The 25,833-nt window shown below is 48.1% G+C and carries 23 protein-coding genes; 20 read left to right on the top strand and 3 right to left on the bottom strand.

All coding sequences use genetic code 11. The features are described from left to right. The first annotated feature begins 1 nt into the window (after window position 1). From BC792_RS09680 to prfB, 18 genes are all read left to right on the top strand, one after another. Window positions 2–241, top strand: a complete 240-nt coding sequence (locus tag BC792_RS09680; RefSeq protein ID WP_148908801.1) for a hypothetical protein — start codon at window positions 2–4, stop codon at window positions 239–241. A 46-nt stretch (window positions 242–287) separates the two neighbouring features. After that, on the top strand, window positions 288–1,253 hold the full coding sequence (locus BC792_RS09675; RefSeq protein ID WP_148908800.1) for a PstS family phosphate ABC transporter substrate-binding protein: 966 nt from the start codon (window positions 288–290) through the stop codon (window positions 1,251–1,253). A 32-nt stretch (window positions 1,254–1,285) separates the two neighbouring features. Further along, on the top strand, window positions 1,286–3,025 hold the full coding sequence (locus tag BC792_RS09670; protein WP_148908799.1) for a tetratricopeptide repeat protein: 1,740 nt from the start codon (window positions 1,286–1,288) through the stop codon (window positions 3,023–3,025). 102 nt (window positions 3,026–3,127) lie between these two features. Next, window positions 3,128–3,508: an NADH-quinone oxidoreductase subunit A gene (locus BC792_RS09665; protein WP_148908798.1), complete on the top strand. Its 381-nt coding sequence runs from the start codon at window positions 3,128–3,130 to the stop codon at window positions 3,506–3,508. A gap of 154 nt (window positions 3,509–3,662) precedes the next feature. Beyond that, window positions 3,663–4,223, top strand: a complete 561-nt coding sequence (locus tag BC792_RS09660) for an NADH-quinone oxidoreductase subunit B (protein WP_148908797.1) — start codon at window positions 3,663–3,665, stop codon at window positions 4,221–4,223. Continuing rightward, the gene (locus BC792_RS09655; RefSeq protein WP_148908796.1) at window positions 4,216–4,719 is read left to right on the top strand and encodes an NADH-quinone oxidoreductase subunit C; all 504 of its coding nucleotides are present in this window, start codon (window positions 4,216–4,218) and stop codon (window positions 4,717–4,719) included. Before BC792_RS09660 ends, BC792_RS09655 begins: the two co-directional genes overlap by 8 nt. Window positions 4,720–4,733: 14 nt before the next feature. After that, complete coding sequence (locus tag BC792_RS09650) at window positions 4,734–5,969, top strand: NADH-quinone oxidoreductase subunit D (protein ID WP_148908795.1); 1,236 nt, start codon at window positions 4,734–4,736, stop codon at window positions 5,967–5,969. Beyond that, window positions 5,962–6,486: an NADH-quinone oxidoreductase subunit NuoE family protein gene (locus BC792_RS09645; protein ID WP_148908794.1), complete on the top strand. Its 525-nt coding sequence runs from the start codon at window positions 5,962–5,964 to the stop codon at window positions 6,484–6,486. Before BC792_RS09650 ends, BC792_RS09645 begins: the two co-directional genes overlap by 8 nt. Before the next feature lies 1 nt (window position 6,487). After that, window positions 6,488–7,840, top strand: coding sequence for an NADH-quinone oxidoreductase subunit NuoF (nuoF, locus tag BC792_RS09640; protein ID WP_148908793.1), 1,353 nt, complete (start codon window positions 6,488–6,490; stop codon window positions 7,838–7,840). Window positions 7,841–8,052: 212 nt separating this feature from the next. Continuing rightward, window positions 8,053–9,066 carry an NADH-quinone oxidoreductase subunit G gene (locus tag BC792_RS09635; RefSeq protein WP_148908792.1) on the top strand — a complete coding sequence of 338 codons (1,014 nt, stop codon included), beginning with the start codon at window positions 8,053–8,055 and terminating at the stop codon, window positions 9,064–9,066. Window positions 9,067–9,079: 13 nt separating this feature from the next. Next, window positions 9,080–10,114 (top strand): NADH-quinone oxidoreductase subunit NuoH, encoded by a 1,035-nt coding sequence (gene nuoH / locus BC792_RS09630; protein ID WP_148908791.1) that lies wholly within the window; start codon window positions 9,080–9,082, stop codon window positions 10,112–10,114. A 55-nt stretch (window positions 10,115–10,169) separates the two neighbouring features. Continuing rightward, entirely contained in the window at window positions 10,170–10,694 is a 525-nt protein-coding gene (locus BC792_RS09625) for a NuoI/complex I 23 kDa subunit family protein (RefSeq protein ID WP_148908790.1), read from the top strand. Between the two features lies 1 nt (window position 10,695). Continuing rightward, complete coding sequence (locus BC792_RS09620; protein WP_148908789.1) at window positions 10,696–11,193, top strand: NADH-quinone oxidoreductase subunit J family protein; 498 nt, start codon at window positions 10,696–10,698, stop codon at window positions 11,191–11,193. Beyond that, on the top strand, window positions 11,193–11,522 hold the full coding sequence (gene nuoK, locus BC792_RS09615) for an NADH-quinone oxidoreductase subunit NuoK (RefSeq protein ID WP_148908788.1): 330 nt from the start codon (window positions 11,193–11,195) through the stop codon (window positions 11,520–11,522). Before BC792_RS09620 ends, nuoK begins: the two co-directional genes overlap by 1 nt. A gap of 31 nt (window positions 11,523–11,553) precedes the next feature. Then, window positions 11,554–13,473 carry an NADH-quinone oxidoreductase subunit L gene (gene nuoL / locus BC792_RS09610; RefSeq protein ID WP_148908787.1) on the top strand — a complete coding sequence of 640 codons (1,920 nt, stop codon included), beginning with the start codon at window positions 11,554–11,556 and terminating at the stop codon, window positions 13,471–13,473. A gap of 59 nt (window positions 13,474–13,532) precedes the next feature. After that, a complete protein-coding gene (locus BC792_RS09605; RefSeq protein ID WP_148908786.1) occupies window positions 13,533–14,975 on the top strand; it encodes a complex I subunit 4 family protein in 1,443 nt (480 codons plus the stop codon). Between the two features lie 18 nt (window positions 14,976–14,993). Further along, entirely contained in the window at window positions 14,994–16,394 is a 1,401-nt protein-coding gene (locus BC792_RS09600) for an NADH-quinone oxidoreductase subunit N (RefSeq protein ID WP_148908785.1), read from the top strand. 59 nt (window positions 16,395–16,453) lie between these two features. Next, window positions 16,454–17,537 (top strand): peptide chain release factor 2 gene (gene prfB, locus BC792_RS09595; protein ID WP_148908784.1). Its coding sequence is split into 2 segments (ribosomal slippage): window positions 16,454–16,513 and window positions 16,515–17,537, totalling 1,083 coding nucleotides; the frame shifts between segments, so codons are not numbered across the junction. A gap of 73 nt (window positions 17,538–17,610) precedes the next feature. On the opposite strand, the gene dcd is transcribed toward prfB, so the two are convergent. Beyond that, window positions 17,611–18,147 (bottom strand): dCTP deaminase, encoded by a 537-nt coding sequence (dcd, locus tag BC792_RS09590; protein WP_148908783.1) that lies wholly within the window; start codon window positions 18,145–18,147, stop codon window positions 17,611–17,613. A 542-nt stretch (window positions 18,148–18,689) separates the two neighbouring features. On the opposite strand from dcd, the gene BC792_RS09585 reads away from it, so the two are divergent. Further along, window positions 18,690–19,334, top strand: a complete 645-nt coding sequence (locus BC792_RS09585; protein WP_148908782.1) for a 4'-phosphopantetheinyl transferase family protein — start codon at window positions 18,690–18,692, stop codon at window positions 19,332–19,334. A 516-nt stretch (window positions 19,335–19,850) separates the two neighbouring features. On the opposite strand, the gene BC792_RS09580 is transcribed toward BC792_RS09585, so the two are convergent. After that, window positions 19,851–20,963: a tetratricopeptide repeat protein gene (locus tag BC792_RS09580; protein WP_148908781.1), complete on the bottom strand. Its 1,113-nt coding sequence runs from the start codon at window positions 20,961–20,963 to the stop codon at window positions 19,851–19,853. Window positions 20,964–21,804: 841 nt separating this feature from the next. Here BC792_RS09580 and BC792_RS09575 point away from each other — a divergent pair. Continuing rightward, complete coding sequence (locus BC792_RS09575) at window positions 21,805–23,922, top strand: carboxy terminal-processing peptidase (protein WP_148908780.1); 2,118 nt, start codon at window positions 21,805–21,807, stop codon at window positions 23,920–23,922. 417 nt (window positions 23,923–24,339) lie between these two features. Here the strand turns inward: BC792_RS09575 and BC792_RS09570 are convergent, their stop codons facing one another. Next, window positions 24,340–25,620, bottom strand: a complete 1,281-nt coding sequence (locus BC792_RS09570) for a replication-associated recombination protein A (RefSeq protein ID WP_148908779.1) — start codon at window positions 25,618–25,620, stop codon at window positions 24,340–24,342. Between the last annotated feature and the right edge of the window lie 213 nt (window positions 25,621–25,833).

The following is a 25,833-nucleotide window of genomic DNA, read 5'->3' as shown; positions in this document are numbered from 1 at the left end:
TATGAGTGGTTTGCGTAAAAGCACAAATAAATTTAGTCAGAAATCGCCGACCCAGCGATTTCTGTCTATTTTAGGCCTAGCGATGTTTGGCTTCTACTTTGTGTTGGGAATGTTGATCATTTTCTGGGACAACTTCCCGCTGGAGATAAACCCGACATATAGGACGTTTTTCGGCATCTTGCTTATCGTCTATTCGTTTATGCGTTTTGCGAGACTATGGCAAAATAATTTTAACCGTTAGCAGCCCGTCATTAAACTTTTGTTAAACATAAGTACTCTAATTAGTAATGGTAGTAAGAACAAACATAAAACAGCTATTGTATATCGTTTTTCTTCTCGGAATGTTGCCGCTGATGTTTGCCTGTTCCCGTAAGAAAAATACGGACGGCAACTCCCAGGACAGCGTTTCGCAGACGAAGGCTGCCAGAGAAGATATCCTTGTCGGCACATTATATGTGGCGATAGATGAGTCGGTTTATCCGTTGCTGAAGGAACAGGAGGAGGTTTTTCTTTCTGCTTATCCAAACGCGAAGCTTCAGTTTATAGCTAAACCAGAGCTGTTTGCTATCCGTGAGTTATTGGCAGATAAGGCCGGCGTAGCCGTGCTTGCCCGCGAACTGAATGAGACGGAAGCCGCTTATTTTGATAAGCGTTCGATATCGCCGCGGGTATTTCCGGTTTGCACAGATGGAATAGTGGTCATCAACAATACTAAAGCGGCCGATACCAGCGTTACTATGGAGTATTTAACAGAGGCGATGAGGGGCGTGAGCACCGACAGGAAAAAAATAGTCTTCGACAATATTAATTCAAGTACGTTTAGACATTTGCAGGAGATCGGAAAAATCGAAAAGGTAGCCTCTAATTTTGTGGAGGCCGGCAATGGCGCAGCTGGGGTGTTACAGGCGGTGGCAAGCAGCACGGAAAAAGTCGGTGTATTGGGCTATAACCAGTATCTAGATTTAATAGCAACGTTTCCAGATAAAAATAATATTCGTATCTTGAGCGTGCAGAATACGCAGGGAGAGCAGGCTGATCGAAAGTTTTATAAGCCGAGTCAATCTACACTTGCTGCGGGACAGTATCCTTTGCGACGCACTTTTTATGTGCTGAACTATCAACCCAATATGGGGCTAGGGATCGGTTTCTCGGCGTTTTTGACAGGTGATAGAGGGCAGCGGATCGTCCTGCGGTCAGGTCTTGTACCTGCCACCATGCCCGGACGCGAGATTATTGTTAGGGATAATATTTAATAAAGAGAATAAAAAGTAGAACACGATAAATTATGACACACAGCAAATTATTTTTAAGTCTATTATTGGCTGGAACAATAGGTTCTGCGGGTGCACAAAGCTTGAAAGATGCAAAAGCAGCTTTAACTGCTGAGCAGTATGACAAGGCGAAGGGTATCCTTCAGAACTTGGTGGAGAAGAAAGCGAAGGACGGCGAGAACTACTTCTATCTAGGAAAAATTCATTTAATCAACGATAAAGTAGACTCAGCAGCTTACGTATTCAACCAAGGGTTGACAAACGCTCCAAAAGAACAATTAAACAATGTAGGTCTAGGTATTGTTGACCTCATGAATGGCAACCAAAGTGCAGCAGAATCGAAGTTCTCGACAGCGGTTGCGGGATTAGGTAAGAAAGATTATTTGCCGCTTCTATATATCGGAGAGGCTTATATAGACGCACCTAAGCCAGACTATACGAAAGCTATAGAGTACTTAACGCAGGCAAAGGCGAAAAACGAGAAAGATCCTTCTATTTTAGTGGCGTTAGGTGATGCTTACGCAGGTATGGGCGAAAGTAGCCAGGCGTTCGTAAATTACCGCGATGCAGAATATATGGATCCTAATCTGTTGGCACCGAAAATCGGGCAGGCGGTGATCTCGAGACGTGCGCAGGCTTACGATGTCGTTATTGAGCAGCTAACAGCGTTGACACAGGAACATCCGGATTATGCGCCGTTATACCGCGAGCTGGCGGAGACTTATTACTTATCGTCTTTGAAAGCTCCGGAAGAGCAGTACCGTGAGATCAACCAAAAGGGTGTAGAAAACTACAAGAAATATCTAAGCTTAACCGGTGATAACTCCGTAGAAGCGAAGACACGTTATGCAGACTTTTTGGTGTACTCCGGTAACTATGAGGAGTTGAAGACCGTTGCAGAAGAATTGGCGAATGCGCCTGGTGTAGACGCGAAAGTATACCGCTATTTAGGATATATCGCATACAACCAAGATAAGGACTATGCCAAAGCAACGGAGTACATGAATACCTTATTTTCAAAAGTGCAGCCTGAGCGTTTAATCCCACGTGACTACCTGTACGCTGGTTTGGCAAACTTGAGCGCCGGCGATGAAGCGAAAGGTATGGACTTGCTTAAGCAAGCTATGGAGAAGCAGACTGAAGAGGATAACTTAGAGACAGAAATCGCTGAAACGGCATTTGCGAAATATCAAGACGGCGACGTAGAAAATGCTGTAAAGATCTTCCGTTTGCCAGCTTCCATGCCGGAGTCTGACTACTACTACGATGCAAACTATTACTTAGGCTTAGGTCAGTACAGTAAAGGTTCGAAGATCGTCTCTCCTGCTGAGGGCGAGGAGGTAACACCAGAGCTTGGACAGCAAAAGCTGCAGGAAGGTAAGCCGATCTTGGACGAAGCAGTTAAGGCCTTTGGTATTGTAGTGGCAACAGACAAAGAGGATGTGAAGAAAAAATATCTGATCAACTCCCTTTACTACAAGGGATTGTCAGAGCTGGCTTTGGATGGTGTAATGTACGATCCGGAGAAAGCGCAAGGTCTATTTGTAGATTCATTTACGAAGTTATTAGAAGCGGTTAAGAGCATAGAGTCGGATGACGCGAACCTAAATTCGTACATCACAGACGCGAACAACTACCTTGGCTATTTCTATTACTTAAAAGGAGATAACGCAAAAGCGAAAACATATTTCCAGGAGACAATCAAGGTTGATCCGGAGAATGAGTTTGCTGGACAGTTCGTTGATCAACTCTAAAATTAAAATAACATTAAAATATAAAGGGACTGCTAGCGGTCCCTTTTTTTATTGGGAAAAAATGATATATTTGTTAGAGAGAACAGATAATAAACTGATATTATGGAAAGTGTAAACCTAAGTAGCACTCCAGTAGATTACATCCCTATTTTAATACAGCTAGGTGTAGCTGTAAGTTTCGGCGTGCTGACAATTATCGGCACACATTTGATAGGCCCCAAAGTTCGGACGGAGAACAAGCTGGGTGCTTTCGAATCGGGGGTGCAGGTCATCGGAAATGCCAGGCAGCGCTTTTCCATCAAATATTTCTTAGTAGCTATCTTGTTCGTCATATTTGATGTGGAGGTCATATTCATGTATCCGTGGGCCGTCAATTTCCGTGAGTTTGGGGTTGAAGGTCTGATAGAGATGTTCATTTTCATGGGCTTTCTTCTGTTAGGGTTCATCTATGTGATTAAGAAGCGGGCTTTAGACTGGGATTAACTGCTTCCGGCCGCAAGCCGACCGGAAGTATTCTATTGCATATACGCGGCATAACTTGAATGCGCAGGTGCTATCCGGAAATCGTGGGATCATTGACATCCGTCTACCTACCTCCACCAAATAAACTTATGTGTAAACCAAAAAAACGATAGTCATGAGTAAAGTGACATTGGCAGAAGCGCCCCCAGGGGTTGAAGGAGCAGGATTTTTTGCGACGACGTTGGATAAAGCTATCGGTCTTGCGCGGGCAAATTCGTTATGGCCATTGCCGTTCGCAACCTCGTGTTGCGGGATAGAGTTTATGGCGACCATGGGGTCGACGTATGACCTCGCGCGGTTTGGAGCGGAACGCCCGAGTTTTTCGCCGAGGCAGGCTGATATGCTCCTGGTGATGGGGACTATCGCTAAAAAGATGGCCCCCGTATTGAAGCAGGTATATATACAGATGGCGGAGCCCCGCTGGGTGATTGCCGTCGGCGCCTGCGCATCAAGCGGCGGAATTTTCGATACGTATTCCGTTTTGCAGGGGATCGACGAGATTATCCCGGTAGACGTATACGTCCCCGGTTGTCCGCCGCGTCCTGAAGCTATTTTAGATGGCGTTTTGAAGCTGCAGGAGATTGTGAAGAATGAGTCGTTAAACCGCCGTAATACGCCGGAATACAAGGCTTTGCTGGAGAAATATGGGATAGTAACGGATAACGGAAATGGATAAACTCGATAACCAGAAAATTATTACCCGGCTGCAGGATCGCTATGGCGAGGGGCTGGCCGTGATCGGAGAGCCGCACGGCTTGCTGACTGTCGCTGTAAATGTGGAGACGATCATTGACGTGCTGCAGTTTGTTAAAGAGGATCCGGAGCTCCGGATGAATTATCTGACAGATATCACGGCCGTGCATTATCCCAGGCAGGAGCAGGAGTTCTGCGTCGTCTACCACGTGTACAATATGCTTCAGGATGTAAGGCTGCGGATTAAGGTATTTGTGTCCGGCCCTATTCCGACCGTACCTACTGCTACAACAATATGGCATGGGGCAAACTGGATGGAGCGCGAGACGTACGATTTCTTCGGGATAATCTTTGAAGGCCATCCGGACCTGCGGCGGATCTTGAATATGGACGAACTGGATGTTTTTCCGATGCGCAAGGAGTATCCCCTGGAAGATCCAAACCGGGTAGACAAAAAAGATTTTTATTTTGGACGATAATAACCGAAATTAAGATGAGTAAACCAGTAACCAAGATAACACCGAATGCCGCCGTATTTTTCGATAACGATCCACAGGACGAGCTGATCACATTAAACATCGGCCCGACGCACCCGGCTACGCATGGGGTGTTCCAGAACGTTGTGCAGATCGACGGGGAACGCATCGTGAGCGGTGTATCCACCATAGGTTATATACATCGGGCGTTTGAGAAGATCGCGGAACATCGTCCGTTTTATCAGATAACGCCACTTACGGACCGCCTGAACTACTGTTCAGCCCCGATAAACAACATGGGGTGGCATATGACTGTCGAGAAGCTGCTGCAGATCGATATCCCCAAACGCGTTCAATACATGCGTGTTATCGTGATGGAACTGGCTCGCATAGCCGACCATATCATCTGCAATGGAATCCTGGGTGTTGATACTGGAGCATTTTCCGGTTTTCTATATGTCATGCAGGAGCGCGAGTTTATTTACGAAATCTTTGAGGAAATCTGTGGCGCGCGCTTAACAACCAATATAGGACGTATAGGAGGTTTTGAGCGGGATTTCAATGAAGTCGCATTCCGTAAGATAGAGGAATTTATCAAGCGGTTCCCGCCGGTGTTGAAGGAATTCGAAAACCTGTTCGTACGCAATCGGATTTTTATCGAGCGGACGTCAGGCGTAGCAGCGGTAACACCGGAGCAGGCGTTGAGTTATAGCTGGTCTGGTCCTATATTGCGCGCAACAGGCGTTGACTACGATGTGCGTGCGGTGTCGCCGTATAGTTCGTATGAGGAGTTTGATTTCGACATCCCGGTAGGTACCACGGGAGATGTGTACGACCGCTTTATGGTGCGCAACGATGAAATGTGGCAATCCCTGCGCATTATAGAACAGGCATTAGACAAAATTAAGAAGGAACCTGTCGGCGTATTCCATGCCGACGTGCCCGAATTTTATCTGCCGCCAAAAGAACAGGTGTATACCAATATGGAGGCGTTGATCTACCATTTCAAGATCGTCATGGGAGAATGGGAGACGCCGCAGTCAGAAGTATACCACGCCGTGGAAGGTGCGAACGGAGAGCTTGGATTTTACCTTATTCACGACGGAGGCCGCTCGCCCTATCGTCTACACTTCCGTAGGCCATCATTTATCAATTATCAGATGTTTGCTCCAATGAGCAGCGGAATGCTGATCTCGGATGCTATTATCAATATGAGTAGTTTAAATATTATTGCAGGAGAACTAGATGCTTAAGGTTCAGGAAAATATGATCGTCGAGTTTTCTGCCCCGTTGCTTGAGCGGTTTGCAGAAGTCGTGGCCCGGTATCCCGAAGGCCGCCACAAGTCGGCATTACTGCCGATTTTGCACTTGGTGCAGGCCGAATACGGGTGGCTAAGCGTCGACGCCATGGATAAGGTTGCTGCTTATCTAGGGATTCAGCCCATTGAGGTGTACGAAGTGGCAACATTCTACACGATGTTCTTTTTACAGCCGAAAGGAAAGTATGTACTGGAAGTATGCCGTACCGGCCCCTGCTGTCTGGTGGGCGCGGAACGCATCATGAAGCATATCGAAACAAGGCTGGGTGTTAAAGAAGGCGAGGTAACCGCAGACGGTATGTTTTCATGGCGCGGTGTGGAGTGTATTGCGGCCTGCGGCTTCGGACCGGTGCTGCAGATAGGGCCCGAATATACATTCTATGAAAACCTGACAGAGAACAGCGTGGACAAACTTATAGAGGAATTGAGGCATAAAGCAGAAACAAATTAATATGGCACGTAAGTTATTATTAAACCATGTGGATGTTCCGGGGATAAACGGCTTTGATGTGTACCGTCAGTATGGCGGCTACCGCGCAGTAGAAAAAGCGTTGAGAACCATGTCTCCGGACGATGTTGTGGAAGAGGTGAAAAAATCTGGTTTAAGGGGCCGCGGCGGAGCAGGCTTCCCCACAGGTATGAAGTGGGGGTTTCTGGCAAAGCCAGAAGGCGTGCCGAGATACCTTGTATGCAACGGCGACGAATCCGAACCGGGGACTTTTAAAGACCGGTATCTGATGACTAAAATCCCCCATGCGCTGGTAGAAGGTATGATTGTATCGAGCTACGCTTTAGGAGCCAATACGTCCTATATCTATATCCGCGGCGAGATGATGCCGCAGATCCGTATTGTGGAAAGGGCTATCGCAGAGGCTAAGGCCGCAGGGTTCCTCGGCAAAAATATATTGGGAACGGGGTATGACCTGGAAATTTACGTGCAGCCCGGCGGCGGCGCCTACATATGCGGCGAGGAAACAGCGCTGCTCGAATCCCTCGAAGGTAAACGTGGAAACCCGCGTATAAAACCCCCTTTCCCTGCCGTGGCAGGCCTCTATGGTTGCCCCACGGTTGTTAACAATGTAGAATCTATTGCTGCTACCGTGCCGATCATCAACGAGGGAGGCGAGGAATATGCGAAAATAGGTATCGAGCGAAGCACCGGCACCAAACTCATATCAGCCTCCGGCAATATTGTGCGTCCGGGTGTCTACGAGATCGAGCTTGGCTTGCCTGTGGAAGAATTTATCTACTCGGACGAATATTGTGGCGGTATCGCCAATGGAAAGCGATTAAAAGCTGTGGTGGCTGGTGGATCATCAGTCCCTATCCTGCCGGCAAACCTGGCGTTGAAAACGGCCAAGGGCGATGCGCGGCTCATGACGTACGAGTCGTTGGCTGACGGCGGATTTGTGACCGGGACTGCCATGGGATCGGGCGGCTTTATTGCTTTTGACGAGGATCAATGTATCGTACGCAACACATTGAACTTTACACGCTTTTATCATCATGAAAGTTGCGGACAATGTTCTCCTTGCCGCGAAGGCACAGGATGGATGGAAAAAGTGCTGCATAAGATAGAGTATGGTCATGGCGACCTTTCCGACATCGACCTGCTGTGGGATATACAGCGGAAAATCGATGGAAACACGATATGCCCATTGGGAGACGCCTCCGCATGGCCGGTGGCAAGTGCCATCCGGCATTTCCGCGACGAGTTTGAATGGCATATTTTCCATCCGGAAGAAGCGCAGACAAGGAATTATGGCCTGGCGCATTACGCCGACCCGCTGATCATGGCGGAGTAATGGGGGGGCATAAGGGCCAGGGCTGGTGAACCTGCGCCGGCGGAGGTTGTGGCTAAGTAGGCGGAGAATGAATGTCGTTGAACCGTTCGGAGTTCGAAAATTAGGGAAAATTGACAATTAGGGAATTTGAGGATTTGGAATTGAGACGATTTAAATGGTTTAAGGCTTGCTCACTTCCGACTTCTTAATTTCAGACTTTATATATAAGCACTATGGCTGAAGAAGGAAAATTTAAAGTAACCATAGACGGTATATCGATAGACGTTGCGCCGGGGACGACGATTTTAAACGCTGCCCGTCAGATAGGAGGCGATATTGTCCCTCCTGCGATGTGCTACTATTCCAAGCTGGAAGGCAGTGGAGGCAAGTGCCGCACATGCCTGGTAAAGGTCTCAAAGGGGTCTGAGAAAGATCCACGGCCAATGCCGAAGCTGGTAGCATCGTGCCGGACGACGGTGATGGACGGTATGGAGGTACAGAACATCACTTCTCCGGACGTTATTGAAGCGCGTAAGGGTGTCGTCGAGATGCTCCTGATTAACCATCCATTGGATTGTCCTATCTGCGATCAGGCCGGCGAATGTAAATTGCAGGATTTAGGATATGAGCATGGCGCCGAACAGACCCGGTATGAATTTGAGCGGCGTACATTTGAGCGGATTGATATCGGAGACAAGATACAGCTGCATATGAACCGGTGCATTTTATGTTACCGCTGCGTGTATGTTGCTAATCAGCTAACGGGGCGACGGGAACATGGTGTGATCTACCGCGGCGACCATGCGGAGATTTCAACCTTCATCGAGCGGGCGCTGGATAACGAGTTTATCGGTAACGTCATTGACGTCTGTCCGGTAGGTGCGCTAACCGACAAGACCTTCCGGTTTAAAAATCGGGTTTGGTTTACCAAGCCGGTTGACGCACATCGCGATTGTCCCACGTGTTCCGGAAAGGTTACGCTATGGTACAAAGGAGAAGAGGTTTTGCGGGTCACGGGCCGGAAAGACGAATACAATGAAGTGGAAGACTTCATCTGTAACACGTGCCGTTTTGAGAAGAAACACACGGCCGACTGGACCCTTGAGCAACCAACGGACGTGGATAAAGACTCGGTCATCACGGCCAACCATTACACAGTGTTTAATCCTCCGCCCGTGATTAAGAAGAATCCGGCTTTACAGGCAGCGAATGAGGAGCAGCTGAGCAGAACAGAACGGTTAAAATAGACCTTGAGAAGATATGGAAGCTTTTATATTGGAGAAATTGATTTTGGTGGCGATCGTTTTTACGATTTCCCTGGTTATCGCGATGTATTCAACCCTTGCCGAGCGAAAAGTGGCGGGCTTTATGCAGGATCGCTACGGGCCCAATCGGGCAGGTATTGGGGGGATCCTACAACCGCTGTGCGACGGCGGAAAATTTTTCTTTAAGGAGGAGATTATACCGGCAGGAGCGCATAAGGTGCTGTTTGTCGTGGGGCCAACGTTGGCCATTATCACGGCATGTATAAGCTCGGCCGTTATCCCCTGGGGACAGACGCTGACCATCGGAGGGCGCGAGGTTGTATTGCAGGTGGCCGACATCAACGTCGGTGTTCTCTACATCTTTGGGGTTGTTGCGCTTGGTGTATACGGAATAATGATCGGAGGCTGGGCGTCAAACAACAAGTTTTCATTGATGGGCGCGATCCGTGCCGCTTCTCAGAGCATCAGCTATGAAATCGGAATGGGTCTGTCGATTATCGCTCTGCTTATGGTGACGGGCACATTATCGATGGGTGAGATCGTGGCGCAGCAATCGGGGTTTGTGAACTGGAATATCTGGGTACAGCCGTTGGGCTTCCTCATCTTTATGACATGTGCCTTTGCGGAATGTAACCGGGTGCCGTTTGACCTGCCCGAGTGTGAAACAGAGCTGGTGGGCGGCTACCACACCGAGTATTCGTCCATGAAGCTGGGGTTATATATGTTTTCGGAGTATATCAACATGTTCGTATCATCAGCATTGATGGCGGCCTTATATTTTGGAGGCTACAACTTTCCGTTTATGTATGAGCTTGGGCTGTCACAAAACTGGATCACGATTATCGGCGTGTTGGTGTTCTTCCTCAAGATATTTGGTTTTATCTTCTTTTTTATGTGGATACGCTGGACATTGCCCCGTTTCCGCTATGATCAGCTGATGAACCTGGGCTGGAAGATGCTGATACCGCTTGCCATCGCGAATATTGTGCTTACAGGCGTTATAACCATTATCAAGGATACGTATTTCTGAGAAAGTTAAAAGGTTGGGAAGCCAGATTTAGACTTTCTAACAAATTATATAAACTATGCAGTCATTATCAAATAGAAAGAAAGTTATCGAACAAAAGCCCATGACCTTTTGGGAGCGGATGTATTTGCCTGCAATAGCCAAGGGACTGGGGATAACAATCCGTCACTTCTTTAAGAAGATTCCTACCGTGAAATATCCGGAAGAGCAGCGTCCATATTCAAAAAATTTCCGGGGACAGCACTCCCTAAAAAGAGATGAGCAAGGAAGAGAACGCTGTACGGCCTGTGGGCTATGTGCCTTATCCTGTCCGGCAGAGGCGATCACGATGGTGGCCGCCGAGCGCACCAAAGACGAGCTACACCTTTACCGCGAGGAGAAGTATGCGGCTGTTTATGAGATTAATATGCTGCGCTGCATCTTCTGCGGGCTTTGCGAAGAAGCATGCCCGAAGGAGGCCATCTACCTTGACGGCCCACATGTAACGGCAGAATACTTACGGAAAGATTTTATTTATGGCAAAGACAAGCTGGTTGAGCCTGTATTCGATATTAAAAACCTAAAACAAGAAACAACGAACTAGGATGTCTATATTTTATTTTGTCGCTTTTCTCGCTATTTTCTTTGCGCTGATGACGATATTCACGAAGAATCCAGTGCATAGTGTGCTCTACCTCGTGATTACATTTTTCACGCTGACCATTCACTATATCTTATTAAATGCGCAGTTTCTGGCAGTCGTTAACTTTATTGTTTATATGGGGGCAATCATGGTGCTCTTCCTTTTTGTCCTGATGCTGTTAAATCTGAATGAAGACACCGAGCCAATGAAATCGAACTTAGTGAAGATCATTGGAGCTATAGCGGGAATGTGTCTGATCGCTACTTTTTTAGGCGCGTTTCGTGTCATCCAGCCCACCAACGAACTGGTCGCTGGAAACGCTGATATCGGACTGGTCAAGAATCTGGGAAAAGTCCTGTTTAACGAATTCCTCCTTCCTTTTGAAATTTCGTCCATCTTACTCTTGACGGCAATGGTTGGAGCGGTATTATTAGCAAAAAAAGAGGTTAGAAAAGCATAATGGAGAATATTGTATCAAACATTCAAGGCATTCCACTCAACCACTACATCATCTTTTGCAGTCTGATTTTCGCTATCGGCGTAACAGGTGTATTGATCCGGAGGAATGTCATCATCATCATGATGTCCATCGAGCTGATGCTGAACGCTGTCAACCTGCTATTGGCTGCGTTTTCCGCCTATCGGGGCGACGCCAGCGGTCAGGTTTTTGTATTCTTCATCATGGCATTGGCTGCGGCAGAGGTCGCTGTGGGGCTCGCCATCATCATTATGGTGTATAGAAACACAAAATCTGTGGACATTGAATCATTAAGTAAGCTACGTTGGTAATTAAATCGAAGATCCTTTTAGTAAATACGACATGTCGGAATTAATTTGGCTGATACCGCTGATACCTTTTATAGGGTTTGTAATAAATGGTTTAACCTGGAACCGTGCGCCGAAGGCGATGACAGCCCTTGTAGGCTGCGGCGTTGTGCTCGCTTCGTTCGTACTGAGCCTACTGCTCTATCTGGATATTGCGGCGGCCCATGCTGCAGATGCAGCATCCTCTTTTCATGTGCATCTTTTCGACTGGTTTTCGGTAGGAAAGCTACAGGTCGCCTTATCATTCCTGGTCGACCCGCTCAGCGCTGTCATGTTATTAATCATCACAGGAGTGGGCTTTCTTATCCATCTATATTCGTGTAGCTATATGGCGCACGATGCAGGATTCGGTAAATTTTTCGCCTACCTGAATCTGTTTATCTTTTTTATGACGATACTCGTGCTCGGCTCCAACTATCTAGTCATGTTTATCGGCTGGGAAGGGGTTGGGCTTTGTTCATATCTGTTGATTGGCTTTTGGTTTAAAAAATCGGCTTATGCGTCGGCTGCAAAAAAGGCCTTTGTTATGAACCGCATCGGAGACCTTGGCTTCCTGATAGCCTTGTTTCTTATTTTGGAAACATTCGGCAGCCTAGAGTACGGAGCGGTATTTTCGCAGGCCGCGCAGCTGCCGGAGGGAGCATCTGCCCTGGTTGCCATTACGTTGCTGCTCTTTGTGGCCGCAACCGGAAAATCGGCTCAGATTCCGCTCTTCACATGGCTGCCCGACGCGATGGCCGGCCCGACGCCTGTGTCGGCATTGATCCACGCGGCGACAATGGTGACAGCGGGAATTTATATGGTTGTGCGCTCTAATATCCTGTTTGCTTTGTCTCCGGTAACAATGGACGTCATGGCGTTCATCGGCGCCGCGACGGCCCTCATCGCAGCTTTCATAGCCTTAACACAGAACGACATAAAAAAAGTTCTTGCATATTCTACGGTCTCCCAGTTGGGATACATGTTTTTAGGCCTCGGGGTCGGTGCGTTCACCGGGGCCTTCTTTCACGTGCTGACCCACGCTTTCTTTAAGGCGCTTCTTTTCCTCGGGGCCGGCTCGGTCATTCACGCCATGCACCATGAGCAGGACATGCGCCTGATGGGCGGGCTGCGAAAAGCGATGCCCCTTACTTTCTTGACCATGTTCATTGGAACGATCGCTATCAGCGGAATACCGCCATTCGCCGGATTCTTCTCGAAAGACGAAATCCTGGCGCATGCTTTCCAGCAGCAGCCTGTACTCTGGGGAATTGGCTTTGTCACTGCGTTGTTTACCGCATTCTATATGTTCCGTCTGCTTTATCTGACATTTTTTGGCACATTCAGAGGAACGGACGACCAATGGAAACACGTGCATGAGTCGCCTTGGCAGATGACGGTGCCGCTCATTGTACTGGCTGTGCTGTCTATGGTAGGCGGATTTATAAATATTCCTGAAGCATTGGGTGGTCACCACGGATTAGAAAGTTTCCTGGCACCGGTGTTAGAAGGAAGTAAAGCACATGTGGCTTCTCTGACATTGAGCCATACCGTGGAATACGGCCTAATGGGCATCTCCACGCTCGGAGCTATCGTAATGGCTGTAGTCGCTTATAATCGATATGTAAAAAAAGGAGACATACCGGGGGCAGAGGGGCAGCAGCACGGCTTTTTGTACAAGCTGTCCCACCACAAACTTTATGTAGACGAGTTCTATGACGCGGTGGTCGTCCGTCCGTTAAAGGGACTGTCCCTATTTCTATATAAATATATAGACCAGCTGGGGATTGATGGGTTTGTAAATGGTGTCGGCGACTTTTTTGCCGGTACGGGTAAGGGTATCCGACAACTGCAGAGCGGACACGTAGGCTTTTATATTATCATGATGGTGATCAGTATCATAGCGATTCTGATTTATGGTATGGTGAGCATTTGACGAAGTTGATAATAACGATGGTGTTGATTTTGACTTTTAACTTTTGAATTTGATTTTCAATGAATAACCTGTTTATATTACTTTTAGTACCTATTGTTTCAGCTATTGTATTATGCTTCGTCAAGAACGCCGGAATAGCAAAGTGGCTTGCACTGGCGGCGTCGCTACTCGAGATTGGGCTGTCTGTTCCGTTTCTCTGCGCGTTTACGCCCGATGCCAGTGTCCAGTTTGAGCAGGGGTGGACATGGATAGCCTCCCTCGGTATACAGTTTCACATCGGTATCGACGGGATAAGCCTTCCACTGGTGCTGCTTACCAATGGTCTGGTGCCGCTCATTGTATTAAGTTCGTTTGGTAAAAGTTATAAAGGGAATTTCTTTGCGCTGGTTTCGTTTATGCAGGCGGGCCTGTTGCTGGTGTTCATGGCGCTGGATGGCTTCACGTTCTATGTAGGATGGGAAGCGGCACTGATTCCTATCTATTTTATCTGCGCCCTATGGGGCGGCGGCGATCGCATCCGCATCAACCTGAAATTTTTCATCTACACGTTCTTCGGTAGTCTGTTGATGTTGGTAGCGCTGGTTTTCTTATATAATCAAGGCGATACGCGAAGCTTGGAGTGGGACACCCTAGTGGCTCTGCAGCTGCCTGAATCGACCCAGCGCTGGATATTTTGGGCATTCTTTCTGGCGTTCGCAATCAAGATCCCGATCTTCCCGTTTCACACATGGCAGCCCGACACGTATACACATGCTCCTGCAGCAGGAACCATGCTGCTGGCCGGAATTATGTTGAAGATGGGTGTCTATGGGCTTATCCGGTGGCTATTGCCTATCGCGCCATTCGGCGTTTTGGCGTACAGCAACGTCATCATGGTGCTCTGTGTCATCGGCATTGTGTATGCTTCCGTGATAGCGTTTAAGCAGCAGGACGCAAAGAGGCTGGTGGCCTACTCGTCCATTGCCCATGTCGGCCTGATATCGGCAGGTGTGATTTCATGGCATGAGGAGGGACTGCAAGGGGCCATCATACAGATGGTGAACCATGGACTAAGTGTCGTGGGACTGTTTTTTATCATTGATATCCTCCAGGAACGGACCGGTAGCCGCAATCTTTCCGACCTGGGTGGCCTGGCGCACCGCATGCCGAGATTGGCGGCAATGTTTCTGATCATTCTTATGGGCGCAGTAGGTTTGCCGTTGACCAACGGTTTTATCGGCGAATTTTTACTGCTGAAGGGTCTCTTTGACTATAACCTATGGTACGCAGCGGTCGGCGGTCTGACATTGATCCTCGGCGCTGTATACATGCTGCGGTTTTACCAGAAGGCTATGTTGGGCCCTTCCCAGGAGCGGTACATCGTCGCTGATATCCGCGGACATGAAGTTGCGGTACTGGCAGTCATCGTGTTTTTCACCCTATTCCTGGGCGTTTGGCCAATGGCGGTTTTGCACCTGTCGGAGGCGTCCGTAACAAATTTATTAAACCAGATAAAATTTTAAATTGCGATTTTAGACATTATGGGAGCGATAATTACTTTATGTATTCTAGGCATTTTATTGTTGTATTTAGGACTGTTTAAAATGAACAAAGCCTTGCTTCCTGTTGCCCTTGTAGGGTTGTTGGTAGCGTTGGGCTTTACCTTGTCGGCCTGGAATACAGACGCCGCCCCGCTGTATAACGGTATGGTTGTCTTCGACCGTTATGCTTTATCTTTTTCTGCTTTGTGTATCGTCGTGACGGCTCTTATTCTACTGCTGTCTAAGGAGTACTTTCGGAATATTAGCGAACATATCGCCGAATACTACTGCCTGATCATATTTTCCCTGACGGGCGCGTTGCTTGTTAATGCTTACCACAACTTCGCGATGCTGTTCGTGGGGATAGAGATTATGTCTGTGGCACTGTATATTTTGGTGGGTATCCGAAAAAGCGATTTCGCGTCGAACGAAGCGGCGTTAAAGTATTTTCTTATGGGAGCCTTTTCGACCGGATTTCTGCTGTTTGGCATCACATTGATGTATGGAGCTTCGGGAACGTTCGACCTTGGGGCGCTGCGCAATTATGTAACTTCCGCGGAAACTGTTTCACCATTGTTCTATGGGGGTGTGCTCTTGATGCTGTGCGGCCTGTGTTTTAAGGTCGGGGTTGCGCCGTTCCACTTCTGGACGCCGGACGTCTATGACGGGGCACCTATCCTTATTACGAGTTTCATGAGTACCGTGGTTAAAATAGCCTCTTTTGTTGGCTTTTTGCGTCTATTCAGCACCGCGCTGGTTCCGTTGGACGCCTTCTGGACGCCTGTCCTGCTGACCATCGTGATCATTACACTCTTCGTCGGGAATGCGTCGGCGCTGCTGCAGTCGAGCTTTAAACGTATGATGGCCTATTCCAGTATATCTCATGCCGGATATATGTTGTTCGCTATTGTCGTTATCGGCGAAAACTCTGTTCCTAGTATATTTGTATATGCAACAGCGTACGCGCTGGCTTCGGTAATTGCTTTTGCAGCGCTTATTCTTGTTAAGCGGATGTCGGGCTCCGATCAGTTTGAGTCGTTTAACGGGTTGGCGAAACGCGCCCCGTGGCTTGCTTTTGCGCTCACGATAGCGATGCTTTCTCTGGCCGGGATTCCGCTGACCGCCGGCTTTATCGGTAAGTTTATGATGTTCAATAACGTTATGGGCAGCTACAACGTGACGCTTTTGGTATTAGCCGCTATCAATGCAGCTGTTGCGGTATATTATTACCTTCACGTGGTGGTATGTATGTATTTTAAGAATGCCGAAGGAGCACACGCGGGGCACACAACCATGATGCCTGCTCCCATAAACTATAAGGTTGTTCTAGGGGTAGCCGCCGTGCTGACAATCGTACTGGGGGTTTATCCGGATTTACTGCTGGTTTTGTTTGGTGGATAGTCTTTGGTATACCGAACGCGAACTACTGACAACTAACTAAAATTTCCTTACTTTTGAGCATGACAAAAGAACAAATTCAAGACTTGAGGGACCGCGTAACGTCCCTGAGGAGGCATCTTTGACATCGATGCCAAAAAAGCAGAGGTAGAAGCAAAGACCGCCATTACGCTGGCGCCCGATTTCTGGGACGATCCGAAAGCCGCCGAGAAGGTGCTGCACGAGATCAAGAACCTAAAGGTGTGGACAGAACATTACGATAAGGTCTCCACGGCAGTAGAAGACGCGGCAATCATGTACGAGTTCTTCCAGTCGGGCGATGCGGGCGAACAGGATGCCAACGACCAATATAGCGAAGCGTTGGCGCAGGTAGAAGAGCTCGAATTTAAGAATATGCTTAGCGCAGAAGAGGATCAGCTGGACGCCATTCTGCAGATTACTGCCGGCGCCGGTGGAACAGAGTCCTGTGACTGGGCATCGATGCTGATGCGTATGTACATCATGTGGGGCGAGAAGCATGGCTGTAAGGTTACGGAGCAGGATTATCAGGAAGGCGATGTAGCAGGTATCAAGTCCGTGACCCTGCAGTTCTCCGGTAACTTCGCTTACGGATATCTTAAGGGCGAAAACGGGGTTCATCGTTTAGTAAGGATATCGCCGTTCGATTCGAATGCAAAAAGACACACGTCTTTTGCCTCGGTGTATGTGTATCCGCTTGTTGATGATAATATAGAGATTGACGTAAAGGATTCCGAAATCGAATGGGACACGTTCCGTTCCGGAGGTGCGGGCGGACAGAATGTGAACAAGGTCGAGACCGCCGTAAGGCTACATCATAAACCGACGGGGATCATTATTAAGAACCAGGAGTCCCGATCGCAGTTGCAGAATAAAGAAAATGCGCTCCGCCTGTTGAAATCTCAATTGTATGAGATTGAGATGCGGAAGCGGCAGGAAGCGACCGCAGCCATCGAAGGATCCAAGAAGAAGATTGAATGGGGGTCACAGATCCGAAACTATGTATTGCATCCCTATAAACTCGTGAAGGATCTGCGTACCAATACAGAAACCTCGAATACGCAGGCTGTATTAGATGGTGATCTTGATGAGTTCCTGAAAGCTTACCTGATGGAGTTTGGAGGTTAATTGGCCCGAATAGCCACGACCGGAACTTTATATCCCATGTTTGTCTGCTGACCGGCATGGGATATAAAGTCTATTAGAACTTGTTTTTCCACATCATACTTTCCACCGGACGGATCGTCTTGTTATTGTATTTTGCATTTCCTTTGCTATTGTACATGGTTTCGATCTCGCCTTCCACCACAAAATAGATAAGCTGGCCGATCGGCATGCCCATATAAACCCGCACCGGTTGGGCAACCGAGATTTCGAGCGTCCAGGTGTTGCAAAAACCGACGTCGCCTTTTCCCGCCGTGGCATGTATATCGATGCCCAGACGGCCGGTGCTCGATTTGCCTTCCAGAAAGGGAACATGGCCGTGCGACTCGGTGTACTCCAGGGTCACCCCAAGGTAAAGTGTCCCCGGTTGAAGAACATATCCTTCTTCCGGAATTTCAAAGTGCTCGATCTCATTGTGTTTCTTCGCATCCAGCACGGTATCTTTGTACGTCGCCAGATATTTTCCCAGATGCACGTCGTAGGAGTTCGTACCCAGACACTTCCTGTCAAAAGGCTCTATAACGATAGTCCCCTTTTCAATTTCCTCTAAAATTCTTTTATCTGATAATATCATGATTTTTTTACTCAATCCTTGATTTCCGGACGCCGAAAAAAGGAGTTCAAAAATACATTATTGCTTCTATTTCAGCAAGTTTTTGTTTACCTGTCCGCACCCCTCCGCCCGACATGGGGGCTTCGACTACGCTCAGCCTGACATTCAATAAGCTCAGCCTGACATTCAAGAGCTTGTATTGAGCCTGCCGAAGTGCTCCGCCTGACATTCGGCAGGTTCGGCCCGACATGGGGGCTTCGACTACGCTCAGCCTGACATTCAATGAGCTCAGCCTGACATTCGGCAGGTTCGGCCCGACATGGGGGGTGTCACCCTGAGCCCGTCGAAGAGTCTGTACAGCCTTTATCGAATGTGGGGCTTCGCCAAGCCTGTACTGAGCCTGCCGAAGTGCTCCGCCTGACAAAGAGGTTGTCACCCTGAGCCTGTCGAAGGGTCCCTTGTATTTTCCATATAACTTCGCTACATTTAACGGCTATCTGTAAGTACAGTTTGTCATGTACTAATGGCTAACACAAAATGGATCAACATCAGCATGAAATAATATGGGCTTAGTATATCTACGGGAGTTAAATAGCGAGACGAAGCTGGCTATATGGCGGATTGAGGAAACTGCTGATGAGCTGTTGTCCAGGCTGCAGCTGGATGAGCGGGAGAAAGCGAGGCTCGAGAGCCTCGGGAAAGGCAAGCGAACCTTACACTGGCTGGCCACCCGTGTTCTACTTCGGTACCTCCTGAAAACAGAAGACTATATCGCGTGCCCGTCTGATGATAACGGAAAGCCCTTTCTTCCGGACTACCCGTATAAGATATCACTAACCCACTCATTTGACTATGCCGGCGTGTTAATGAGTACGCAAGGGGAATGCGGGATCGATTTAGAGATCGTGAAGGACAAAGTGTTGCGCGTCAAAGAGAAATTTCTAAAGCCAAAAGAGCTGGCCTTTATCCAGGATAATAACATAGAGCAGCTGTATGCCTGCTGGTGCGCGAAAGAGGCGGTGTACAAGCTTCAGGGCAACAAGGGTGTTTCATTTTTGGAAGATATGACCATCCTACCATTCCAGTACAAGCCGCAAGGAATTATGACGCTGCTGCTTCGAAAAGAACGGAAGACACAGTTTTTTCAGGTGTACTACGAGAAGTTTCAGGACTATATGCTCGGGTATGTTGTTGCTGATGAGAAGTGAGAAGTCAGAAATTAGGAGTTAGAAATTAGGTGTTAGGTCTTAGCTCAGCTTAGCTTTACGAATCAGCAACTCAACGACTTTACGGCTAATAGCCATTAGCCATCAGCCATTCGCCTTTCACTTCACGACTTTACATTTTAGAAGTTAGAAGTGAGAAGTTAGAAGTGAGAAGTTAGAAGTCAGAAATTAGGAGTTAGAAATTAGGTGTTAGGTCTTAGGTCTTAGCTCAGCTTAGCTTTACGAATCAGCAACTCAACAACTTGACAGCTTATAGCTATCAGCCATTAGCCATTAGCCATCAGCCATCTGCCATCAGCCATTAGCCATCAGCCATTAGCCATCAGCCATCTGCCATTTGCCATCTGCCATTTGCCATTAGCCATCAGCCATCTGCCATCAGCCATCTGCCATCAGCCATTAGCCATCTGCCATCTGCCATCAGCCATTTGCCATCTGCCATCTGCCATTTGCCATCAGCCATTAGCCATTTGCCATCTGCCATTAGCTATCAGCCATTTATTCCTTAAACAACTCTTCCCGTAGCCGTTGGTATTCTTCCAACGTATCTTCAGCCTTATTATAGTCGTTCTGTGATAGGTAAATAGTGCCCAGCTTATCGGCAATAGCGAGCTGTAACAGTTTATTATCTTCATTTTTAGCGAGTTCATCAGCCGAGAGGAACTCTTTTTGAGCCACCTTATAGTTTTTCTGAACGAACTTGGAGCTGGCCAACATATATTCTATTTCGGCCAGCGCATTGTGAAGGCTTTTGCTTCTGGCAAGATCCCGCGCCTGAATCAGGAACCACTGCGCTTCGGTATGTTTGTTCTGTAGCTGGTAGACTTTGGCCAGTGTTTGCCAGGCCAGGACCTTGCGGTCGTATGCCTTTGCCTTATTCAGCAGTGGAATGGCTTTACGTATAATATTGTTTTCCGCCGAGCGATAGTCTTTATCGTATGCCTGAATGAGCGCTATCTTGGTCAATGAATGGGCCTGATCGATGATATTTTCCTGACGGATAGCCGTTTTGTAGTAAGCTTCCTGAAAGAAGCCCGCCTGTTCAATATTTTTGTCAAACAGGTACACGTTGGCCAGATTAAACTGGATAACCGCCATATCTCCAATGTTAGGCGTTTTCTGCGCGTGCTGGAGTGCGCCCTGCAGCAGTCCAAGAGCCTGATGTACGGCGCCCTTTTTTAAGGAACGTTCTGCATAGGCATGCAGCAGCCCGTAGGCGCTGTTGTAATTGCCCTTTTCGATTTCGCGCTCAACCAGGTTGTTCCAGTCCAGCGGGCTCTGTGGCTCAGGCGACAATAGGTATTGGATGTTGGACAGGTTGCTGGTCGGCCTAAATTCGTCGACGAGCTGTTTAAAGTCCAACGCTTTATAGATGCTGTCCTCGAAGGAAGCTTTTTCCTTGTAGGAATCGACGAGCAGTTCTTCCCGTGTACGTGGTGCAGGTAGTACATATACCTCAGGCCCCACTCCGCGGAAGTCGGGATCATATTTCGTAACATAGCCGGCCGGATCGAGCACCTCATCTTTTTGTTGCGCGCGGGCCGTGGTTGTGAGCAACAGAAAGCCCACAGAGAATAAAATGTAATATCCCGTGTTTTTATTGAATCGCATATAAATGTCCGCCATTTTATCAAACTTAGACAAATTCGGGCTTATATCCAATATAACCGAACCTCGTGGAGAAGGCGGTTTCCAGCAGTCGTGCCGTTTCTACCGTAATAGATTGAGGAGAAGCCCGGGCCTCCTGCAAAATTTAACAATCCTTAACAGGCCTGCTGAGAGCCGTGTAACAGGCCGTCGACGGGGGTTGACGTGATTGGATTACTTGTGCTACTTCGCCTTGGCACAATAATCGATGCATATTTCCGCTATAATATATGTGGCGATGGTAGCAGAAAATGATACAGGTCCGTTTAATGTACCATGCAATACGCCGTGCGTAAAAAATGAATTACGTAGTAGACTTTTGTTGGAGAGGCTTTCGCGAAGCGAAGCATTTTATGTAAGTTTGATTATCTTGAGGCGAAATATTTTAGGATGGTAATTTCCGCTAGAAAAGTAAGCGTTCGACAGCTTTCGAGAGTGAAATAAATCACGTAGCGTCCACGAATGCCTTTGGAGAGTTATATGATGCGCCGAAATACAAGACAAACCTGAAAGCGCCTGAAAATGGGTCATTGCGAGGAGGTACGACGCAGCAACCCAGCGCAGTGAGCTCATGAATGCCGTTGAAAATGAATCATCAGCGGTCTTACCGTCGCCAGATTGGCCGTATCAGTCCACGTGGCCGGCACACAGCTCTCCGGAGCATGCACGGATTTTACCAGGTTTGATCGTATTATTTTTCGCGCGTTGCTATTTTGTGCCGTGTTTTCAGTATTTTTAGCCGAACCAAAAGTCGGCTGAAACGTTAGAGTTGATATAGTAAATGAATTTAAATACACTGTCTTATATGTTTAAAAATCTTGTATTTGGTCTCGCCTTGTTTTCTATTGTAGCTTGCGGATCAAAGCCCCGTGTGAACTTGGATGAAGGGATGTTGGAACTCCGGCCTTCGGCGCAGCACGAAGTGATTGCTTCAGAGGTCGCAAACCTATTGGAAAATTATAGTTATAAAAAGGTGCCCATGACGGATTCGTTGTCGCGGATTGTTTTTGACAATTTGCTTAAATCGATGGATCAAGGGCGAAATTACCTGCTTCAATCGGACATAGAGGATTTTAAGCGGTTTCAGAATACGATTAGCCAGGATTTCCGGAAAGGAGATCTATCCGCTCCGTTCTATATGTTTAATGTGTACTCGAAACGCTATCTGGAAGCAATGGAATATGCGCTCAGCCAGATCGATGCTCCGCATGATTTTAATGTGAACGAAAACTACATTGCCTTTCGGGAGAAGCTACCTTATTTCACGACGGCCGACGAACTCAAAGATCAGTGGCGTAAGCGTGTAAAATATGATTTACTGAATTTACGGCTTACCAGTACAGATAAAGATTCGGTAGATACAAACAAGCACAAAGAAACGTTAAGGAAGCGCTATGAGAACATCATTTCGCAGGCCAAAAAAACCAACTCGAATGATGCCTTTCAGTTGATTATGACCTCCCTTACGGACGCTGTGGATCCGCACACCACGTACTATAATCCGTCTTTTGCACAGGCATTTAACGAAGGGATGTCGAACACGTTTGAAGGGATCGGAGCCCGCCTGCAGATGGAAAACGAGATGGTGACGATTAAAGAGATCATTGCCGGAGGCCCGGCTTTCAAAGATAAGAGCCTGCGCGTGGACGATCGTATCATTGGTGTCGCGCAGGGAGACGGCGAGTTCGAGGATATCATAGGCTGGCGGTTAGATGCGGCGGTAGCGAAGATCAAAGGGCCGAAAGGTACTGTTGTGCGTCTGAAGATCATACCCGCAGGGCAGGAACTGACGGCACAGCCGAAGATCGTGTCCTTGAAGCGCGAAAAAATTGTTGTTGCTGAAGAATCTGCACAGAAAGAAATTAAGCAGGTAAAGGGTGAGGACGGCAAGCTGTACAAAATAGGATTGATCAAGCTGCCTAAGTTCTATATCGACTTTGAGGCATTCCGCAAGCGCGACCCTAACTATAAGAGCACCACCCGCGATGTACGTCTGATTTTAGATACGCTTCGCCAGGAGAAGGTGGATGCGGTGGTTTTAGACCTTAGGAACAACGGGGGAGGTTCGCTGCAGGAAGCGATTGAGCTGACAGGCCTGTTTATTGATAAGGGGCCTGTTGTGCAAGTCAGGGATGTACGTAACCGCGTGGAGATCGACAGTGATGAGGATCCGGGAGTGGCGTGGGACGGTCCGTTCGGCGTATTGATCAACCGTTTCTCGGCTTCGGCGTCTGAGATTTTTGCAGGTGCTATCCAAGACTACGGCCGTGGCATCGTATTGGGCTCCCAGTCGTATGGTAAAGGTACAGTACAGTCGGCTATTGATATGTCCCGGTTTATAAGTGCGACGAATAAGCTGCTGTTAAAGGCAAAGGGAGAAGATAAGGATCCGGATACGCCGAACGGTGCGCCGGAGTTCGGACAGATCAATATTACGATGGGGAAATTCTATCGCGTAACAGGTAGCAGTACGCAACATAAGGGTGTGACGCCGGACATTGTTTTCCCGACACAGTATACGGCGGAAAAGTTCGGTGAGAGCTCGGAGCCTTCGGCCCTACCGTGGGATCAGATCAAGCCTTCGACCTTTACGCGTGTAGCCGATCTGACTTCGGTAAACAAGAAGCTGAACGACATACATCAGGAGCGGATGAAGAAATCGCCGGAATATCAATACCTATTGGAAGATATTGAGGAGTTCCAGAAGCTAGACTCTATACAGGAGATCAGCCTTAACCAGGTGGAGCTCCAGAAAGAACGCGATAAGACCAGGGCGAGAAACAGAGCGCGTATCAATAAAGGGCTTGAGCTTCGCGGCCTTCCACTGTGGAAAGAAGGAGAGCCGCAGCCAAAAACCGAGTTTGACTTTGTTCTTGACGAAAGCTTAAATGTGATGGCGGATTACATCAAAGCAGTTAGATAAGGTTATCAGCTGACAACGAAAAGAGCGTCATTGCGAAGTACGAAGCAATGGCGCTCTTTTTGTTAACGGATTTTAGTCGTGCACTTGATTCACGAGATTAAGAAACCTGAATCCGGTTATTATCCGACTTGTAGACATATATGTCAGCGATAGTCCGGCCCCGACGGGGTCGTATCCAGTACAACACGTATACGGTATAACATAGCGCCTCTGCGAGGTCACACTATCCTTGGTGTGAAGCGGAGCGTGGGTAAGGATCTTACGATAAAAGGGAGTCTCAGACTCCTGTTTATGGGCTGCCCCGTAGAGACGGCTTCGCTAACTCTACGGGCAGTGCGAAGGTTACATAAGTGAGATGCAGCAACTCATTGCCTGTTCTACCCAATTTCTATCCCTAGCTTCCGATTACGGCCCGGATTAATAGCCATATTTATCTTTCCACTTGCTCTTAAGAGACTCCCGCAATTTGGCTTCAGCAGCGTTGTTCCCTGGGTCATAAAGGAGCGTGCCGCTCAATTTGTCGGGGAAGAACTCCTGTTGAACAAAGTTCCCTGGGTAGGCATGGGCATATTTGTATTCTGCTCCGTAGTCCAGCTGTTTCATTAGCTTGGTAGGCGCATTCCGCAGGTGTAGCGGCACGGGAAGGTCGCCACTTTTCCGAACAAGGGCCTGCGCCTTATTGATCGCCTCGTAGGAAGCATTACTTTTGGCCGAAGAGGCCAGATAGGTAACAGTTTGTGACAGGATAATCCGGGATTCGGGCCATCCAATTACGTTGACGGCCTGAAAGCAATTGTTTGCCAGCAGCAGTGCGTTTGGATTGGCATTGCCAATATCTTCTGACGCGAGGATAAGCAGGCGACGGGCGATGAACGAGGGATCCTCTCCCCCTTCAATCATGCGTGCCAGCCAATACACCGCTGCGTTAGGATCGCTCCCGCGGATAGACTTGATAAATGCCGATATGATGTCATAATGTTGCTCGCCTGTTTTATCGTACAGCGCCATGTTCTGCTGTACCTGCTTGAGGACAAATTCGTTGGTTATCTTCGTCTTTTGCGCCTGTGCTGCCTGAACGACGAGTTCAAAGACGTTCAGCAACTTGCGTCCGTCGCCTCCCGACAGACGGAACAGCGCCTCGTATTCCTCGATTTCCACCGGGTGTTCCCGTAAGTAGCTGTCGTATTCCCGCGCCTGATCCAGAATGGCCCGCAGATCCTGTTCCGAAAGATGTTCCAGAACATATACCTGGCAGCGGGAAAGCAGCGCCGAAATTACTTCGAACGAGGGATTCTCTGTCGTTGCGCCGATCAGCGTTACCAGCCCACGTTCCACAGCTCCGAGGAGTGAGTCCTGCTGCGACTTCGAGAACCGATGTATCTCATCGATAAACAGAATCGGCTGTTCCTGATTAAAATTACGGAGCTTCTCGGCCTTGTCGATAACTTCGCGGATGTCTTTAACGCCCGACTGAATCGCGCTCAGCGAAAAAAAAGGCCTTTTTAGCTCGTTCGCGATGAGGAGCGCTAAACTGGTTTTTCCGACGCCCGGCGGTCCCCAAAAGATCATGGACGGGATGTTGCCTTGCTCTATAGCGTTGCGAAGTACCGCTCCCTCGCCGATAATATGTTGCTGTCCGATGTATGCACTTATGCTTTTCGGGCGCATACGCTCAGCTAAAGGTATTGGTGTTGCCATATACAAACTTAGATAAAATAGTTAGATGTGAGAAGTGAGAAGTGAGAAGTGAGAAGTGAGAAGTTAGAAATGAGAAGTGAGAAGTTAGAAATGAGAAGTGAGAAAAGTTAAATGGAGTTACATCTTTACGAATCAGCAACTCGACGACTTTACGGCTTATAGCCATTAGCTATCTGCCATTTGCTATCTGCTATCTGCTATCAGTCGTCGTAC

The sequence above is a fragment of the Sphingobacterium allocomposti genome, from assembly GCF_008124885.1.
GTDB classification, from domain to species: domain Bacteria; phylum Bacteroidota; class Bacteroidia; order Sphingobacteriales; family Sphingobacteriaceae; genus Sphingobacterium; species Sphingobacterium allocomposti.
Note: the sequence above shows the minus strand (reverse complement) of the source record. Positions and strands in the feature narration are given on the sequence as shown.